This window comes from Comamonas avium, from assembly GCF_014836675.1.
Lineage (GTDB): Bacteria > Pseudomonadota > Gammaproteobacteria > Burkholderiales > Burkholderiaceae_C > Comamonas > Comamonas avium.
Window position 1 is genome coordinate 1 of sequence record NZ_JACSQK010000004.1, and the last position, 16,398, is coordinate 16,398.

The window sequence follows — 16,398 nt, forward strand, 5'->3', positions numbered from 1 at the left end:
GGTATCCGCGTGGGTACACCGGCCATGACCACCCGTGGTTTCAAGGAAGAAGAGACCCGCATTACCGCCAACTTGGTGGCTGATGTGCTGGAGAACCCCAGCGACGAAGCCAACCTGGCGCGTGTGCGTGAGCAGGTGGCTGCGCTGACCGCGCGCTTTCCTGTCTACAAGTAAGACCTTGCCACCATGAAGTGCCCTTTTTGCAGCCACCCGGACACCCAAGTCGTGGAAACCCGCGTGGCCGAAGAAGGGGCCTTCATCCGCCGCCGTCGGCAATGTCTGAGCTGCGCCAAGCGCTTTACCACCTACGAACGCCCTGATGTGAGCTTTCCCACCGTGGTCAAGAAAGATGGTCGCCGCATTGACTTCAGCCACGACAAGTTGCAAGCCTCATTCACACTGGCTTTGCGCAAGCGTCCTGTCGCGTCGCCCCAGGTGGATGACGCCATCGAACGCGTCAAAGAGCAATTGCTGACAGCTGGTGTCCGTGAGGTTCCCTCCTCGCGCATTGGCGAGCTGGTGATGCAAGAGCTGCGCAAGCTCGACAAGGTGGCATACATCCGCTTTGCCAGCGTGTACCGCAGCTTTGAAGACATCGACGACTTCAAGCATCTGGTCGATGAGGTTCGCACCTGAACACGACATCTGAGTCACCCAAACAAAAGGCCGCAGATGCGGCCTTTTGTTTGGGTGACTTCTCAAAAAGAAGAGCTAACAGCGCTTACACAACAACGATTTACTTATTAAAACTACCTGAAACCGTTGATTTTTCAGCGCTACCAGCTATTTTTTTTAATCCTGTGCTGATGCGGGAATCGGCGCCAGCGGCAAGCTGACATCACCGCACTGTGCGCGGTTGCGCAAGGCGTGGTCCATGACTACCAGTGCCAGCAAGGCCTCGGCGATGGGTGCAGCACGAATGCCTACGCAGGGGTCATGACGACCTTTGGTAATCACCTCTGTACTGTGGCCAAGCGTATCGATCGACTCACGAGGGCTCAAAATAGAACTGGTGGGCTTGATGGCAATGCTCACCTCTAGATTCTGCCCCGTACTGATCCCGCCCAGCACACCACCAGCGTTGTTGGAGCGAAAGCCTTCAGGACTGAGCGAGTCACCATGAACGGTCCCCCGCTGTGCCACGCTGGCAAAGCCTGCTCCGATCTCGACGCCCTTGACAGCGTTCAGCCCCATCATGGCGTAGGCAATATCAGCATCGAGCTTGTCGTAGAGCGGCTGGCCCAGCCCCACCGGCATACCTGTCGCCTGCACGTGGATGCGTGCACCGCAGCTGTCACCCGCCTTGCGCAGCGCATCCATGTAGCTTTCAAGCTGCTGCACATCCGACACCGGGGCGAAAAATGGGTTGTGAGGGACATGGGACCAGTCTTCAAAACCAATCGGCAGCTCACCCAACTGCGTCATGCAGGCACGAAATTCCGTACCAAACTGGGATTTCAGCCATTTTTTGGCCACCGCACCTGCTGCCACGGTGGGAGCCGTCAAGCGGGCCGATGAACGCCCACCACCACGGGGATCACGGACGCCGTATTTGTACCAATAAGCGTAATCCGCATGCCCAGGACGAAAACTTTGAGCGATATTGGCGTAATCTTTGCTCCGCTGGTCGGTATTACGAATCAGCAAGCCAATCGGCGTGCCTGTGGTTACCCCCTCATACACGCCGGAGAGAATTTCCACTTGATCAGGTTCCTGCCGCTGCGTCACATGCCGGCTGGTGCCGGGGCGACGTCGGTCCAGATCCCACTGGATATCTTCAACCGATAACGGCATGCCCGGAGGACATCCATCAATAACGCAGCCAATGGCTGGCCCATGCGATTCACCAAAATTGGTGACCGTGAAAAGAGTTCCGAAAGTGTTGCCGCTCATAGTGCTGCGAATTATGCCCTTGTGATGCTTGAACATCTTGGCGGGGCTCTGACAGCTTGTTACTATTTGCGAAATTTTTCCAGAAAGCCGTTTGATGACACACTTGACACCGGCTCCTCAGACCTTGGACTGGTTGCAAGCGCTGCACAGCAGCGATAGCGCATGGCTGATCACTGACGATCACTTGAATGTGGTGCACGTCAATGACGGTTTTACCCGCCTTTTAGGCTACACCTTGCAGGACATGCAAGGCGTACGCCCGCTCCAAAAATTACTGGCGTCGTCTACTGACCTGGCGCCCCACATTCGCGAACAACTGGTGCACCGAGGTGCTTACAGCGGCGAACTATTACTCACACACAGAGATGGATCCCCGCTGTGGGTGGCTGCCAGCATCAATACGCTGGACCGCCAGTCCACCCCCATTGATCGCACCGCCGCACAAGTCATTGTCCTGACTGATATTGGCTTTACCAAACGTTTTGAGGCTTTTCAGCGGCAAGTTCTGGAAGATGTGGTGCAAGAAAAGCCCCTGCCTACGCTGATGCTCCACATGTGCCAGGCGCTAGAGGAGTTGCTGCCGCACGTACACGTCAGCATCTTGACGGTCGATGAGGATGACTTGCTGCACCCCTTAGCAGCCCCCAGCTTGCCCGATTCGCTGTCTGCACTTATTGAAGGCATGCGTATTGGCCCCAGCACCGGTGCCTGCGGCACCGCTGCTTTTTTGGGGCATGAGGTCATCAGCACAGACCTGAGTACAGACCCCAACTGGCAAGATATTGCCGCACCTTTCCTGGAGGCAGGCCTGCGTGCTTGCTGGTCTTGCCCCATCAAAAGCCATGACCACAAAGTTCTGGGCACATTTGCGCTGTACTTTGAATCCACTGGTGCGCCCAATGCACTGCACCAGCAAGTGGTCAAGGCTTGCCTGTACCTGAGCGCCATCGCAATGGAGCGTGATGCCAGCAAACACCGCATCCGCCAGCTGGCTTACTACGACACACTCACACTGCTGCCCAACCGCACCATGTTCAATGAGTGCGCCGAGCAGGTGCTGCACTCCATTCGCGGCCAGTCCGGCGTGTTGTTCTTCCTGGATCTGGATCGATTCAAGCTGTGGAACGACAGTCTGGGTCATGCAGCTGGCGATGCCCTGCTGTGCGAAATCGCCCTGCGCTTGGGCCAGTGCACCCGCCCTGATGACGTGGTGGGGCGTCTGTCCAGCGATGAGTTTGCAGTGCTCATGCCGCGCTGCCCTGCTGAGCAAATTCCTGAAGTTGCGCAACGAATGCTGGACGCCATTGCCGAGCCCTTCAGCATCAATGGCGTTATGACGATTCCCAGCGCCTGCATCGGCGTGTGCACCTACCCAGAAGACGGCACCGATATTGAAATGCTGCTGCGCCATGCCGACCAGGCCATGTACGCCGCCAAAAGCCAAGGCAGCCAGCTGTGGGAGCGCTATCAGCCAGAGATGGGGAAAATCAGTCAGGAGCGCGCAGACATGGAGCGTGAGCTGCGGCAGACATTGGCCGATGGAGGACTACAGCTGCATTACCAGCCACAGGTTCTGAGCACGGCAGAGCACACGCTGTATGGCGTGGAAGCATTGGCACGCTGGCAGCACCCTGAATGGGGCTGGGTTGCACCGCCGCGCTTCATAGCAGCGGCTGAAGACGCCGGCCTGATCCATGCGCTGACCAGCTGGCTGATTGATGCGGCATGCACGCAACTGGCCACATGGCGTGCGCAAGGGATATCTGTTCCACATATTGCCGTGAATTTATCGACCAATAACTTTCACGACCCTGAATTTGCACAGCGCGTATACAACAGCCTGCAAGAGCACGGACTGGCTTGCAATGATCTGATGCTGGAGATCACAGAAAGCGTGATGCTCGACAGCAGCCCTGCCACGCTCAACAACCTCAAGAATCTGCACGCCATGGGCATGCGCTTGTCCATGGATGACTTTGGCACCGGCTACTCCAGCCTGAGCTATTTGCATCGCCTGCCTATTTCAGAGCTCAAGCTGGACAAGAGCTTTGTGCACGATGTCACCACCAGCTCGGCAGCCAGCGCGCTGACGCGCTCTGTGCTCAATATTGCGACCAGCCTTGGCATGACAGTAGTGGCCGAAGGGGTTGAGACGCCCGAGCAAGCCGCATGGCTGACCGAGCAAGGTTGCCCAGTGCTGCAAGGCTATCTGTTTGCCAAACCTATGCCGGCTCAGGATTTACCGCCTTGGCTGCGCAAGGTCACCAACCACCAGCTGGCCTGACAAGCCAGCCTCAAGCCCTGACACCACACGGCTTGCGCCCATAAAAAAGGCTTCCATCACGGAAGCCTTTTGGCATGAGCCGTCGCCGCAGCGCCAAACTCAGGGATTGGGTGTTTCTTGCTCGGGCCAGTCACGGATATAGGCCTTGAGCAGTTTGTTTTCAAAATTCTGGCTGTCTACCACCGCCTTGGCCACGTCGTACAGGCTGACCACGCCCATCAGCATGCGCTTGTCCATCACAGGCATATAGCGTGCGTGGCGGTCCAAAATCATGCGCCGTACTTCATCCAGTTCGGTTTCCATGGTGCAGGTCAGCGGGGCATCATCCATGGCAGAGCGCACACGGCTAGAGCCGAAACTGCCGCCGTTTTTCACCGTGGCCTGAATGACTTCGCGGAAGGTCAGCATGCCCACCACATCGCCGTGCTCCATCACGACCAGCGAGCCAATGTCTTTTTCCGCCATCAGAGCGACGGCATCGGCCAACGCATCATCGGCCTGCGCTACATACAAAGTGCTGCCCTTGAGGAGCAGGATGTCGCTCACTTTCATTCGGTATATCTCCAAAATCTGGCCACCGTCGCCAGATGCGGTGCCTTGTCCAGCAATATAGCCCACAACACAAGCGCTGCGGCCTTCCTGCGCGACAGGATCAGCATCTGCACGTGACGCAGTTAAAACAATAGCTGCAAACGTATATAAATCAAATCACTGCAATAGGCATTGCTTTTAAAAGCAATAAATACGAGCGCTTATAGCTACTGTTTCGTGAGCACACCCTGATTGTCACCGCCTATAGCCACCTGAATACGTCTCCAAAGTGCTGACTGCGGGCTGTATCTGTGCCAGCATGCTGACCCATTACAAAAATGCTGGAGATAGCACACATGCCCGGTTATAGCGACCCTGGTTTTGACACCCTGAGCCTGCACGCTGGTGCACAGCCTGACCCGGCAACGGGCGCACGCGCAGTCCCCATTCACTTGACGACCTCTTTTGTCTTCGAGTCCAGTGACCATGCTGCCAGTCTGTTTAACCTCGAGCGCCCCGGCCACGTCTACAGCCGCATCAGCAACCCGACCAACGCGGTGCTGGAGCAACGCGTCTCGGCGCTGGAAGGCGGTGTGGGCGCGATTGCCGTGGCCAGCGGCCAGGCGGCGCTGCACCTGTCGATTGCCACGCTGATGGGTGCAGGCAGCCACATCGTGGCCAGCACCGCGCTGTACGGCGGCAGCCAGAACCTGCTGCACTACACGCTGCGCCGCTTTGGCATTGAGACCACCTTTGTCAAACCCGGTGACATTGATGGCTGGAAAGCCGCTGTGCGCCCCAACACCAAGCTGTTCTTTGGTGAAACCGTAGGCAACCCGGGCCTGGATGTGCTGGACATTCCTACCATCAGTCAGATAGCCCACGATGCCGGCGTGCCACTGCTGGTGGACTCCACCCTCACCTCACCGTGGCTGATGCGGCCACTCCAACACGGTGCCGATATTGTTTACCACTCGGCCACCAAATTCCTGTCGGGCCACGGCACGGTGATTGGGGGCATTGTGGTGGATGGCGGCAGCTTTGACTGGGAAAAATCGGGCAAATTTCCTGAACTGACCGAACCCTACGAAGGCTTTCACAACATGGTGTTCAGCGAGGAAAGCACCACCGGAGCCTTCCTGCTGCGCGCCCGCCGCGAAGGTCTGCGCGACTTTGGTGCCTGCCTGAGCCCGCACAGCGCTTGGCTGATTTTGCAAGGCATTGAAACCCTGCCCCTGCGCATGGAGCGCCACATGAAGAACACCGAAAAAGTGGTGCAGTTTCTGGCCAGCCATCCACTGGTCAGCCGCGTCGGTCACCCCATGCTGCCGACGCATTCATCGCACACATTGGCGCAAAAACTGCTGCCCCGCGGAGCGGGTTCGGTGTTCAGCTTTGACATTGCAGGCAACCGCAATCAGGGCAAGAAGTTCATTGAAACGCTGAAAGTGTTCAGCCACCTGGCCAACGTGGGCGATTGCCGCTCGCTGGTCATTCACCCTGCCAGCACCACGCATTTCCGCATGAGCGATGAGGCGCTGTCTCAGGCCGGCATCAACCAGGGCACGATCCGTCTGTCCATAGGACTGGAAGATGCCGACGACCTGATCGACGACCTCAAACGCGCCCTCAAGGCAGCTGAGAAAGCTGCCTGATGCAGATCCGCGCCTTCACGCTTGCAGACCAGGAGGCCGTGGTGCAGCTGTGGAAAGACTGCGATCTCGTGCGCCCGTGGAACGATCCCGCCAAAGACATTGCGCGCAAGCTCAGCGTGGCGCCCGAATTGTTTGTGGTGGGGCTGAATGCGCAAGGCCAGCTGATTGCCACCATCATGGCCGGCTACGAGGGCCACCGGGGCTGGATCAATTACCTGGCAGTGCACCCCTTGCACCAGCGCCAGGGCCATGCCCGCCAACTGGTTGGCTGGGCCGAGCAGCAGCTCATGGCGCTGGGCTGCCCCAAACTCAACTTACAGGTACGCAGCGGCAACCATGCCGTGATCGCGTTTTACGAAAGCCTCGGCTACGCCAACGATGCATCCATCTGCATGAGTAAACGCTTGATTGCCGACATCTAAAAAAAGCCCAGGAAGAGACACACATGTATATCGACGTTCACCAAGCCCGCATCTACGCTTACACCGGTGGCAAAGCTTTTGACAGCAGCAAACCGACGGTCATCTTCATCCATGGCGTGCTGTGTGACCACAGCGTCTGGGCCCTGCAAAGTCGCTACATGGCCAACCATGGCTGGAATGTGCTGGCCATTGATCTGCCCGGTCACTGTAAAAGCACCGGCACAGCACCCGCAACGGTCGAAGCTGCTGCCACCTTCATGGCTGCACTGATGGATGCAATGGGCTTGCAAAAAGCTGCTCTGGTGGGCCACAGCTGGGGCAGTTTGATTGCCATGCAGACTGCCGCTCAACTGCCCGGGCGCATCAGCCATCTGGCGCTGGTGGGCACTGCCTTTCCCATGAAAGTTGCCCCGGCACTGCTGGATTCGGCGCTGAACACGCCTGAAAAAGCCATTGCCATGGTCAACACTTTTTCACGCGCTACGCTCTCGCCCCCCAATGGTGCAGGCAGCTGGGTGTTTGGTGCGGGCATGGCACTGGGCCGGCGCGTGCTGGCCAGCAACAGCGAGACCAACTTGCTGCACGCAGGCTTTCTTGCCTGCGACAGCTATACCGGCGCAGAGGCGGCGATCGCCCAGGTGCAATGCCCCATCCTGTTTGCACTGGGCGAGCAAGACCAAATGACGCCAGCCAAGGCCGCCCAAGGCTTGATCGATACAGCCAAGCGCCACGCCAAGACCTGTCGCGTAGTCATGCTGCCCATGGGCCACAACCAGATGACGGAATCACCGGATGAAACCTTGTTTGCCCTGCATGATTTTTTGAAGGACTGATCCCTTCTGGCCCACTTTGAAAGCCCGCAAGCTGCGGGCTTTTTTCATGGGTGTGTTCGTGTTCACTACCCACGTATGAACAAACGCACGACGTGATCTGGCAAAGCCTTGTGAAAACAGCGCCAGCTTCAACGAACGGCATTGAAAGAAGACGGGCAGCCAGCCCAAAAACTGGACAAAGAGTTTCCCCAATAAGGTTCTGCCGCTTGCATGCGCAGGTTTTCTGGTCAACCATGGCCCATGCACCACACAAAGGTGCTCACCCTTGCAGGAGGTTGCAATGACCAGCGCAAACACGGCCAGTGTCGATCCCAAAACGTTCACCAGTTTTGCTGATTTTTATCCGTTCTACCTGAGCGAACACAGCAACCGCACCTGTCGCCGCTTGCACTTTGCGGGCAGCACGCTGGGGCTGATCTGCCTGGCGCTGGCCATCTGGCAAGGCCAGCCATGGTTCATCGCCTTGGGGCTGTTTCTGGGTTATGCCTTCGCCTGGGTGGGGCACTTTGGCTTTGAAAAGAACAAGCCAGCCAGCTTTAAGCGCCCGCTTTACAGCTTCATGGGCGACTGGAAGATGTATGCCGACATCTGGGCTGGCCGCGTCAAGCTCTAAGCCTCAAGTTTGCGCTGCACTGGTCGAAACTGGGGGTATCCGGTTTCGCACCAAGTCTAGGTGGAAGCCTGCGGCCCCGGTTGCGCATGCACCGGGGCTTCGTTTTTTGCGCTGAAGTGCGTGCATCCGGAACCGTTGACTCCGCCCAGCAGTCGATTGCCAATTTGCGGTGGAGCAGTGCTTAAGGGTCTAAGAGCGACTAATGCAACCCAGTAAACCGCAGGTTTACGGCTGCGACGAGGCGCAAAACCGTAGGCAGAACAAAAGTACGACAAGGCCAAGCAACGACGCATCAAAGGTTGCGTTCGCGCGCTCTAAACACTGCGACGGCTGCCGTACATACCGTCAACTTGCACGCTGTAGCGCTCCAATATCTGCTTGCGCTTGACCTTCATGGTGGGTGTGAGCAACTGGTTTTCTACGCTCCATGGCTCGGTGGTCAGCAGCAGTGCACGTGGTTGCGCGTAGCTGGGAAAATCCGTACTCAAGGCGTGCAGCCGCTGAAGAATAGTCTGCACCACCACAGGCTGGCGCAGGGTATCTGGGTTGCTGGCGTTCCAGCCATTGGCGGCCGCCAGCAGCTCCCAATTTTCGGCATTGAGCACCGCAATCGCGCTCACATAGGGGCGGTGATCGCCCAGCACCATGATTTGTTCAATCAAGGGATCGGCCAGCAAAGACAGCTCCAGATCGGCAGGCGAGAGTTTCTCGCCCGTCGAAGTGACAATGATTTCCTTCAAGCGCCCCATCAAGCGAATACGCCCCTTGACCAGTTCTGCCTGGTCTACGGTGCGCAGCCAGCCATCCTCCGTCAGCGCTGCTGCCGACTCTTGTGGCCGCTTCCAGTACCCTTTCATCACGATGGGACCATGCACCTGCAGCTCACGCTGAGCGCCAATGCGCACCTCCACACAAGGCAAAGGCTCCCCGACGGTAGAAGGGTCATTGCTCTGCAGCGTCACGACGGAAATCACAGGGCTGGTTTCCGTCATGCCATAGCCTTGCAGCAGTGGCACATCCAGCGCCAGAAACACCTTGGCAGTGCTGTGCGCAATGGCTGCGCCCCCTGTAATAGCCATGCGAATGCTGCCACCGAACAAGCTGGCAATTTGCTGCGCAATCGCTGCGTGGGCAGCAGGCTTTGGTGCGTTGATCAACGACGCATCGTGCTTGTGCACATCCGTGATGCCTTGGCGTGCACAGAAATTAGCCCAGCCCCACTGCACAGCAGCTTCAAATGCCGTGCGCTCAGCCTCCCCGCCTGCCTGTACTTTCTCCAGCACCTTGGCATGGGCTCGCTCGTAAATGCGCGGCACGCACACCAACATGGTGGGCTTTTCAGTCTGCATGTCCTGCATCAGCAATGCCGCAGAGCGTGCGTACGACGTGCATGCCCCGCAAGCAACCGCCAGGTAATAGCCTACCGTGCGCTCAAAGGTGTGCGACAGCGGCAAGAACGACAGAAACCGGTCTTGTGCATTTGGCTGCAAGCGCTCGACAAAAGCACCGACATCCGCCACAACGTTGGCATGCGTCAACATCACGCCCTTGGGCTTTCCGGTGGTGCCTGAGGTGTAAACAATTGCCGCTACATCCTGCGCTGCCGGCAGTGCAGGGGCTGCGCCCATCGCCAAAGACGCTCCTGCCTGCAGCCATTGCACCAGAGGCACCACACGCGGCTGGCCTGGTACTGGGGCCACTTGGTCTTGCAGATCAACCACCACCACCGTGTGCAGTGCATCCATTGCATAGCTGGTGGCGCGCAGACGCTCCCATTGGCTCAGGCTGGACAAGACCAGCAGGCTGACTTCAGCATTGTCAAAAATATAGGCAATGCTGGCCGGGTTGTCGGTGGTGTGCACCGGCACCGAGATGGCACCAATCTGCAGCGCCGCCTGGTCCACGCACATGGCATTCACACTGTTGGGCAGCCAAATGCCCACACGGTCGCCGTGGCGCACCCCTGAGTGCTGCATGGCACCACGAAAGCCAGTAACAGCGGCCCCTGCCTCCTGCCAGCTGTACTGCTTCCAGGGCTGGTCCTTGCCTGCAAATTCACGGTATGCAGGTAAAGACGGCGTAGCAGCTACACGTGCTTGCAGCGCGTGGGCCAAGGTCGGCTGCAGCCAGGGTTCAATAACAGATGCGCTCATGGCAGTGACGAAAAAGAAAATGCACCAAAGTGCAGCCTAGGGCCACGTTCTGGCAATGTTTGTAGGTAGATGTGAAATTTGCCCGCAGGCTGGCCCCATGGGGCATGGCTGGCCAGAGGCCTTACAAGCACCAGACTGGCCGGCAACCTATCTGCAAACCCGTGCAGCAGATCCAAACTGGGGCCTGGACATACCCAAAGCCAAATAGCGGCGGGGTATGGTCTCAAGCATCAGATGCTTCAAATACTGAAGCATTCAAAGCCTTTACAGCAAAGGTAAAAGCTATAAAACGCTGATATTTTAGTGTAAAGCGTCAGGGGCAGGGGCAGGCGCCACCTCGCCCGGGCCTTTGTGTACATCGCCGCTCATCACTGGCAAGGCCTCGCGCAGCAAACAGGTCTGCAGCCCTGCACTGCGCCACAAAGCAGCGGTGCTTTCTGTGTGAGTGAGCAGCATATGCTCCAGCAAGGGGGCCAGCGGCGTCTGATCTGGCTCTACCAGCAACACGTAGCGTGGCTCACCTTCTTCCAGATACGCCGTTCCAGAATCTGGCATGGCCCCTACCCAGCGGATGGCAGTCAAGGCACTCAGCGCGGGCTCCAGCTGCAAACGGTCCACACGCAAGCGTTTGGCCAAAGCCATCGAGGGCATGCCGCGCTGATCCTGCATGCGCAAGGGCTCCAGCACGGCGACCGTTTCCAGCGCCAGCTCGAACTGCCAGCCAGGCTGACGCAGATTGCGGCTGGTGCCAGCCAGCAAACTGGGCAAATACGCAGCCACCAGAGCACCCAGCAAAAAGATGACCCAGCAGGTGTAGATCCAGATCAGCAAAATAGGCAAGGTGGCAAAGGTGCCGTAGATGGCCGAATACGTGGGCACCGTAGACAGATACAGCCCCAGCACCGTCTTGGCCAAGGCCATGCCTGCCGCCACAAAAAAACCACCTGCCCATGCATGTCGCCATTTGACGGGCGTGTTTGGCACAAAGTGGTAGAGCGCCGCCATCGCAGCCGACAGCAGCAAAAACTCCAGCGAGTTAAACCCTATCTGCACAGTCTCTGGCAGCACCGCCACAAAGCCGCGCGAAGCCGACAGAACGTAGGAGGTGGTGGCAATGCTCAAGCCCATGAGCAAAGGGCCAAACGTAATTACAGCCCAGTAAATCAGCAGACGCTGCCCCAGTGGGCGCATGCGCTGCACACGCCAGATCTGGTTGAGCGTTTTGTCCATGGTCAAAATCAGGCTCACCACGGTCAGCAGCAAAAAGGCCAGACCGACAATACCGAGCTGGCTGGCCTTGCTGGCGAACTGCAGCAGGTAGCCCATGACCTGCTCGGCAATTTCGCTGGGGATCAGACTGTCTACCAGCCAGCGCTGCAGCGTTTCCTGCAAGCGGCCAAAGCTGGGGAAAGCCGTAAAAACAGACAGCAAGACCGTGAAAAATGGCACCAGTGCCAGCAAGGTGGTGAAAGTCAAACTGCTCGCTGTCAGACCCAGCTGGTCTTCACTGAAGCGGGTTTTGAGTGTGTGCAAGGTATTGCGCCATGGAAAAGACTTGAGCGTCTTCAACAAATGGCGCGTGCGCAGTCGCGTACGGTGTAAGGTCAGGGCCATGCCCCGTATGATGCCACCCCGATGAATGCCCCAACCCACAACCACCCCGGCAGCGACGTAGCTGCCACCCGCTGGCTCGCTGCAGGCAGCCTGCTGGGCCTGATTGTTTTGAGCCTCGCGTGGGAGCTGTGGCTGGCGCCGCTGCGCCCTGGTGGCTCCTGGCTGGTGCTCAAGGCGCTGCCCTTGTGCATTCCGCTGGCAGGGCTGCTCAAGCACCGCATGTACACCTACCGCTGGGTCAGCCTGGTGGTGTGGCTGTACTTCACCGAAGGCGTTGTACGCGCCTGGAGCGACAGCGCGCCGAGCAGCTACCTGGCGCTGATTGAAATCGCACTGTGCCTGCTGCTGTTTGTAGCCTGCGCCCTGCATGTGCGGTTGCGCCAAAAAGCGGCCAAAGCCGCCCTGACTGCACAAGCGTAAAGAAATCCACCATCACACAGACACGTTGAGGAAGCCAAGATGGACCAGCAATTGATCGCCACATTGCGTGGCATTGTGGGTGATGCCCACGTTCTGACCGACGGTGACTTGAGCGCCTACGAGCAAGACTGGCGCAAGCGCGTGCATGGCAAATCGCTGGCCGTTGTGCGCCCCGCCAGCACGCAAGAGGTGGCAGCGGTGGTCAAGGCCTGCGCCCAGGCCCATACGCCCATCATTGCCCAAGGTGGCAATACTGGCCTGTCTGTCGGCTCCACCCCCGACAGCTCTGGCCAGCAAGTGGTGCTGAGCCTGCTGCGCATGCAGGCACTGCGCCAGCTGGATGCAGACAACCTGACCGTCACGGTTGAAGCAGGCATGATTTTGCAAACCCTCCAGGACACAGCGGACAAAGCTGGCTTTCTGTTTCCCCTGTCGCTGGCGGCTGAAGGCAGTTGCACCATTGGTGGCAATCTGGGCACCAACGCAGGCGGCACGCAGGTGCTGCGCTACGGCAATGCGCGTGAGCTGTGTCTGGGTCTGGAGGTCGTCACCGCGCAAGGTGACATCTGGAATGGACTGACCGGGCTGCGCAAAGACAACACAGGCTACGACCTGCGCGATCTGTTTATTGGCAGTGAGGGTACGCTGGGCATCATCACGGCAGCCACCATGAAGCTGTTCCCGCAACCGGCTGCACAACTGACGGCCTTTGCCGCCGTTCCAAGCATGGAAGCTGCTGTGCGCCTGCTGGGTCTGGCGCACCAGCATCTGGCCGCTGGCCTGACCGGTTTTGAGGTGATGGGAAAGTTTGCGCTGTCGCTGGTCGTCAAGCACATGCCGCAGTTGCGTGTACCGTTTGCCGACATGGCTGAGGCGCCCTACTGCGTGCTGCTGGAAAACTCTGACAGCGAATCTGAATCCCACGCCCGCGCACGCTTTGAACACCTGCTGGAGCTGGCTTTTGAAGACGGCTGCGTGCTCGATGCCGTGGTGGCCGAGAGCATGGCGCAGGCGCACGACCTGTGGCACATCCGCGAAAGCATTCCACTGGCGCAGGCTGAAGAAGGGCTGAACATCAAGCACGACATCTCGGTGCAGGCTTCGCGCATTCCTGCGTTTGTTGAATACGCCGATGCCGTGCTGCTGCGCGAAATTCCGGGCGTGCGCTTAGTTAATTTCGGTCACCTGGGCGATGGCAATCTGCACTACAACGTGCAGGTGCCCGAAGGCCAGGATGGCAAGCAGTTTCTCAACGAAAAAGAAAATCTGGTCAACACCTTGGTGTACGACGCGGTGGCGAAATTTGATGGATCTTTCTCTGCCGAACACGGCGTAGGCGCGCTCAAAGCAGACAAGCTGGAGCACTACAAATCACCTGTTGCACTGGGCATGATGCGCGCCATCAAACAGGCGCTGGACCCACAGGCCATCATGAACCCGGGCTGTGTGCTGAAGGTCTGAATCAACATGGTTTGACAGCAAAAATGCCACGCTTGAGCGTGGCATTTTTTTATGCAGACCTGCTATCTGCAGGCTCTAGCCTTTGGACGAACTCTTTTGATTGTCTTGCATGGTCTGTACATCCTTGGGCCAGGGCACGGTGATGTGGTTGGGGTCTTGGTACTCGCTTACCTTGCCCTCATGCAGCATCCACACGCGTACCGCGTTCTTGCCAGCATCCACCACCACGGCGGCGGCTTCGGTGCCGCCCTCGTGCGGGCGGTTGCCCGTGATAAACCAGCGACCTGCATCTTCCGTTAAGGGGCTGACCGTGCGCAAGTTGGACAGCAAAGTACTGTATTCCTTGCCCAGCATCAGCTTGAGGCGGTCCGCCAATACGCCTTGCTCCAGAAAACTCATGTTGCTGTCACTGGGGTAGGTGCCCACGTACTGCTTGAGCTCTGCCAGCGGTGAGGCACCTGCATCAGGTGCAGCATGGCTGGGCAGCGTTTGTGCTTTTTCTGCGCTGGCCGCCACCATGGCTGCATCGTCTCCCAGACCTTGCACTGCCCCATCCGTGGATGCGGGCACAGAGGTGGATGAGGCGGATGCAGAGCCAGGCGCTGCAGCGCCAGGCACACTCGCCGCTTTGGGGGTGGGGGGTGCAGGCTCGCAAGCTGCCAAAGCACCAGCAGCCACCAGCACAGCCACGGTATGCCACGGACTGAGCAATCGTTTCATAGATTTCCTCCAAACATGGGTACGTAAAAAGCAGGTAGAGAAACAGCGTACACCGCGCCAAACACATGGGGGCTTGCTGCTGTTTTTCATCGACATCAATGCTTATAGTCTCAGCAAAAACCCTTGTGCTGTCTGTCCGTCAATGCCGCATATCCTTTGGGCCCATCTGATCGGGGGCACATGTCACAATGTCCCCATCGGCCGCCCGATGCCAATGCAAGCAATGCTTGTCTCGCTCAGGGCGGTTTTGTTTTTGTTTTGCAGATTCCGCCCATGACCACCACCACAGACCGCCCTGTCCGCTCGCAATACGAAGACTTTATGCGCCATGTGTATGAACATGGTGTGACCAAAGGTGACCGCACCGGCACCGGCACACGCAGTGTGTTTGGCCACCAGATGCGCTTTGACCTGAACGAAGGCTTCCCGCTGGTCACCACCAAAAAGGTGCACCTCAAATCCATCATTAATGAACTGCTGTGGTTCCTGCGCGGAGACAGCAACGTCAAGTGGCTGCAAGAGCGCGGCTGCACCATCTGGGACGAGTGGGCCGACAAGGAAACCGGCGACCTGGGCCCCGTATACGGCGTGCAGTGGCGCAGCTGGCCCAAAGCCGATGGCACGCACATTGACCAGATCGCCGAGGTGGTCAAGCAGCTAAAAACCAACCCGGACAGCCGCCGCATCATTGTCAGCGCCTGGAATGTGGCCGATCTGGACCAGATGGCGCTCATGCCTTGCCATGCGTTTTTCCAGTTCTATGTGGCCGACGGCAAGCTCAGCTGCCAGCTGTACCAGCGCAGCGCCGATATTTTCCTGGGCGTGCCGTTCAACATTGCCAGCTACGCGCTGCTGACCCACATGCTGGCCCAGCAATGTGACCTGCAAGTGGGCGACTTCATCTGGACCGGTGGCGACTGCCATATCTACAACAACCACTTTGAACAGGTGCAAACGCAACTGTCGCGCCAGCCTTTTGCCTACCCAACGCTGCAGATCAAGCGCAAACCTGACTCGATCTTCGACTACGAATTTGAAGACTTTGAAGTGCTGGGCTACGAGCACCACCCTGCCATCAAGGCCCCTGTGGCGGTGTAAGCCTTACAGGCAGCACAAAATAAGAGCTGCTAGCGCATGTCCATCAAGCACTTCAGATATAAAAGTATCTGAAGTCTATGAATAACAAGCGCAGGCAGCTCTCTTTTTTATATATTCATTCGCAACGTCCATGGCCATCCACCTGATTTACGCCCGCGCCGCCAATGGTGTCATTGGTTTGAACAACACCATGCCCTGGCACCTGCCCGAGGATCTGGCGCACTTCAAGCAACTGACCAGCGGTAACCCCGTGGTCATGGGCCGCAAGACCTGGGATTCACTGCCCGAGCGCTTTCGCCCCCTGCCCGGGCGCACCAACATCGTCGTCACCCGCAGCAGCGACTGGCAGGCCGATGGCGTGCTACGCGCAGGCAGTCTGGAAGAAGCCCTGCACGTGGCCGCGCAACATGGCGACACTGTCTGGGTCATGGGTGGTGCACAAATTTACGCCCAAGCCCTACCTCTGGCTGACGCTGTGGAAGTCACCATCATTGACCAAGACTTTGATGGTGACGCCTACGCTCCACCACTGGGCGCAGAGTGGAAGGAAGTGTCGCGGCAAGACCTCGTCAGCGCCAAGGGCCTGCCTTTTAGCTTTGTGCGCTACGAGCGCAAGCGCTAACGGCGAACACTGCCGGCGTAAATAAAGCTGCGCTATCAGGGTGGTGACTGGTTGACGATATTGCTGCATTGCAACAATA

15 protein-coding genes and 1 pseudogene are annotated in these 16,398 nt (G+C 58.2%); 11 read left to right on the forward strand and 5 right to left on the reverse strand.

The features are described from left to right. Both glyA and nrdR read left to right on the forward strand, forming a co-directional pair. Nucleotides 1–174: pseudogene (gene glyA / locus H9646_RS07755) on the forward strand (serine hydroxymethyltransferase); the annotation flags it as partial. 12 nt (nucleotides 175–186) lie between these two features. After that, the gene (nrdR, locus tag H9646_RS07760) at nucleotides 187–636 is read left to right on the forward strand and encodes a transcriptional regulator NrdR (protein WP_191722798.1); all 450 of its coding nucleotides are present in this window, start codon (nucleotides 187–189) and stop codon (nucleotides 634–636) included. A 156-nt stretch (nucleotides 637–792) separates the two neighbouring features. Here nrdR and aroC read toward each other — a convergent pair whose 3' ends face one another. Beyond that, on the reverse strand, nucleotides 793–1,893 hold the full coding sequence (aroC, locus tag H9646_RS07765) for a chorismate synthase (RefSeq protein ID WP_191722799.1): 1,101 nt from the start codon (nucleotides 1,891–1,893) through the stop codon (nucleotides 793–795). A 94-nt stretch (nucleotides 1,894–1,987) separates the two neighbouring features. On the opposite strand from aroC, the gene H9646_RS07770 reads away from it, so the two are divergent. Then, nucleotides 1,988–4,177, forward strand: a complete 2,190-nt coding sequence (locus H9646_RS07770; RefSeq protein WP_191722800.1) for a sensor domain-containing protein — start codon at nucleotides 1,988–1,990, stop codon at nucleotides 4,175–4,177. 99 nt (nucleotides 4,178–4,276) lie between these two features. Here the strand turns inward: H9646_RS07770 and H9646_RS07775 are convergent, their stop codons facing one another. Beyond that, entirely contained in the window at nucleotides 4,277–4,729 is a 453-nt protein-coding gene (locus H9646_RS07775) for a CBS domain-containing protein (RefSeq protein ID WP_191722801.1), read from the reverse strand. 335 nt (nucleotides 4,730–5,064) lie between these two features. Between H9646_RS07775 and H9646_RS07780 the strand changes: the two genes are divergently transcribed. The 4 genes from H9646_RS07780 to H9646_RS07795 all read left to right on the forward strand — a co-directional run bounded on the left by H9646_RS07780 (nucleotide 5,065) and on the right by H9646_RS07795 (nucleotide 8,231). Beyond that, nucleotides 5,065–6,363 carry an O-acetylhomoserine aminocarboxypropyltransferase gene (locus H9646_RS07780; RefSeq protein WP_191722802.1) on the forward strand — a complete coding sequence of 433 codons (1,299 nt, stop codon included), beginning with the start codon at nucleotides 5,065–5,067 and terminating at the stop codon, nucleotides 6,361–6,363. Next, nucleotides 6,363–6,785: a GNAT family acetyltransferase gene (locus tag H9646_RS07785; RefSeq protein ID WP_191722803.1), complete on the forward strand. Its 423-nt coding sequence runs from the start codon at nucleotides 6,363–6,365 to the stop codon at nucleotides 6,783–6,785. Before H9646_RS07780 ends, H9646_RS07785 begins: the two co-directional genes overlap by 1 nt. Before the next feature lie 23 nt (nucleotides 6,786–6,808). Beyond that, nucleotides 6,809–7,618, forward strand: coding sequence for an alpha/beta fold hydrolase (locus H9646_RS07790; protein WP_191722804.1), 810 nt, complete (start codon nucleotides 6,809–6,811; stop codon nucleotides 7,616–7,618). 280 nt (nucleotides 7,619–7,898) lie between these two features. Then, complete coding sequence (locus tag H9646_RS07795; RefSeq protein WP_191722805.1) at nucleotides 7,899–8,231, forward strand: DUF962 domain-containing protein; 333 nt, start codon at nucleotides 7,899–7,901, stop codon at nucleotides 8,229–8,231. A 314-nt stretch (nucleotides 8,232–8,545) separates the two neighbouring features. On the opposite strand, the gene H9646_RS07800 is transcribed toward H9646_RS07795, so the two are convergent. Together H9646_RS07800 and H9646_RS07805 are read right to left on the reverse strand one after the other, a co-directional pair. Continuing rightward, nucleotides 8,546–10,384, reverse strand: coding sequence for an AMP-dependent synthetase/ligase (locus H9646_RS07800; RefSeq protein ID WP_191722806.1), 1,839 nt, complete (start codon nucleotides 10,382–10,384; stop codon nucleotides 8,546–8,548). Nucleotides 10,385–10,684: 300 nt separating this feature from the next. Next, complete coding sequence (locus H9646_RS07805; protein ID WP_191722807.1) at nucleotides 10,685–11,998, reverse strand: YihY family inner membrane protein; 1,314 nt, start codon at nucleotides 11,996–11,998, stop codon at nucleotides 10,685–10,687. A 21-nt stretch (nucleotides 11,999–12,019) separates the two neighbouring features. On the opposite strand from H9646_RS07805, the gene H9646_RS07810 reads away from it, so the two are divergent. Both H9646_RS07810 and H9646_RS07815 read left to right on the forward strand, forming a co-directional pair. Continuing rightward, nucleotides 12,020–12,418, forward strand: a complete 399-nt coding sequence (locus H9646_RS07810; protein WP_191722808.1) for a DUF2069 domain-containing protein — start codon at nucleotides 12,020–12,022, stop codon at nucleotides 12,416–12,418. Nucleotides 12,419–12,457: 39 nt separating this feature from the next. Next, complete coding sequence (locus tag H9646_RS07815) at nucleotides 12,458–13,879, forward strand: FAD-binding oxidoreductase (RefSeq protein WP_191722809.1); 1,422 nt, start codon at nucleotides 12,458–12,460, stop codon at nucleotides 13,877–13,879. Between the two features lie 75 nt (nucleotides 13,880–13,954). Here H9646_RS07815 and H9646_RS07820 read toward each other — a convergent pair whose 3' ends face one another. Next, entirely contained in the window at nucleotides 13,955–14,599 is a 645-nt protein-coding gene (locus H9646_RS07820) for a hypothetical protein (RefSeq protein ID WP_191722810.1), read from the reverse strand. A gap of 273 nt (nucleotides 14,600–14,872) precedes the next feature. Between H9646_RS07820 and H9646_RS07825 the strand changes: the two genes are divergently transcribed. Together H9646_RS07825 and H9646_RS07830 are read left to right on the forward strand one after the other, a co-directional pair. Further along, on the forward strand, nucleotides 14,873–15,697 hold the full coding sequence (locus H9646_RS07825) for a thymidylate synthase (RefSeq protein ID WP_191722811.1): 825 nt from the start codon (nucleotides 14,873–14,875) through the stop codon (nucleotides 15,695–15,697). Between the two features lie 130 nt (nucleotides 15,698–15,827). Next, on the forward strand, nucleotides 15,828–16,319 hold the full coding sequence (locus H9646_RS07830) for a dihydrofolate reductase (protein WP_191722812.1): 492 nt from the start codon (nucleotides 15,828–15,830) through the stop codon (nucleotides 16,317–16,319). The last annotated feature ends 79 nt before the right edge of the window (nucleotides 16,320–16,398 follow it).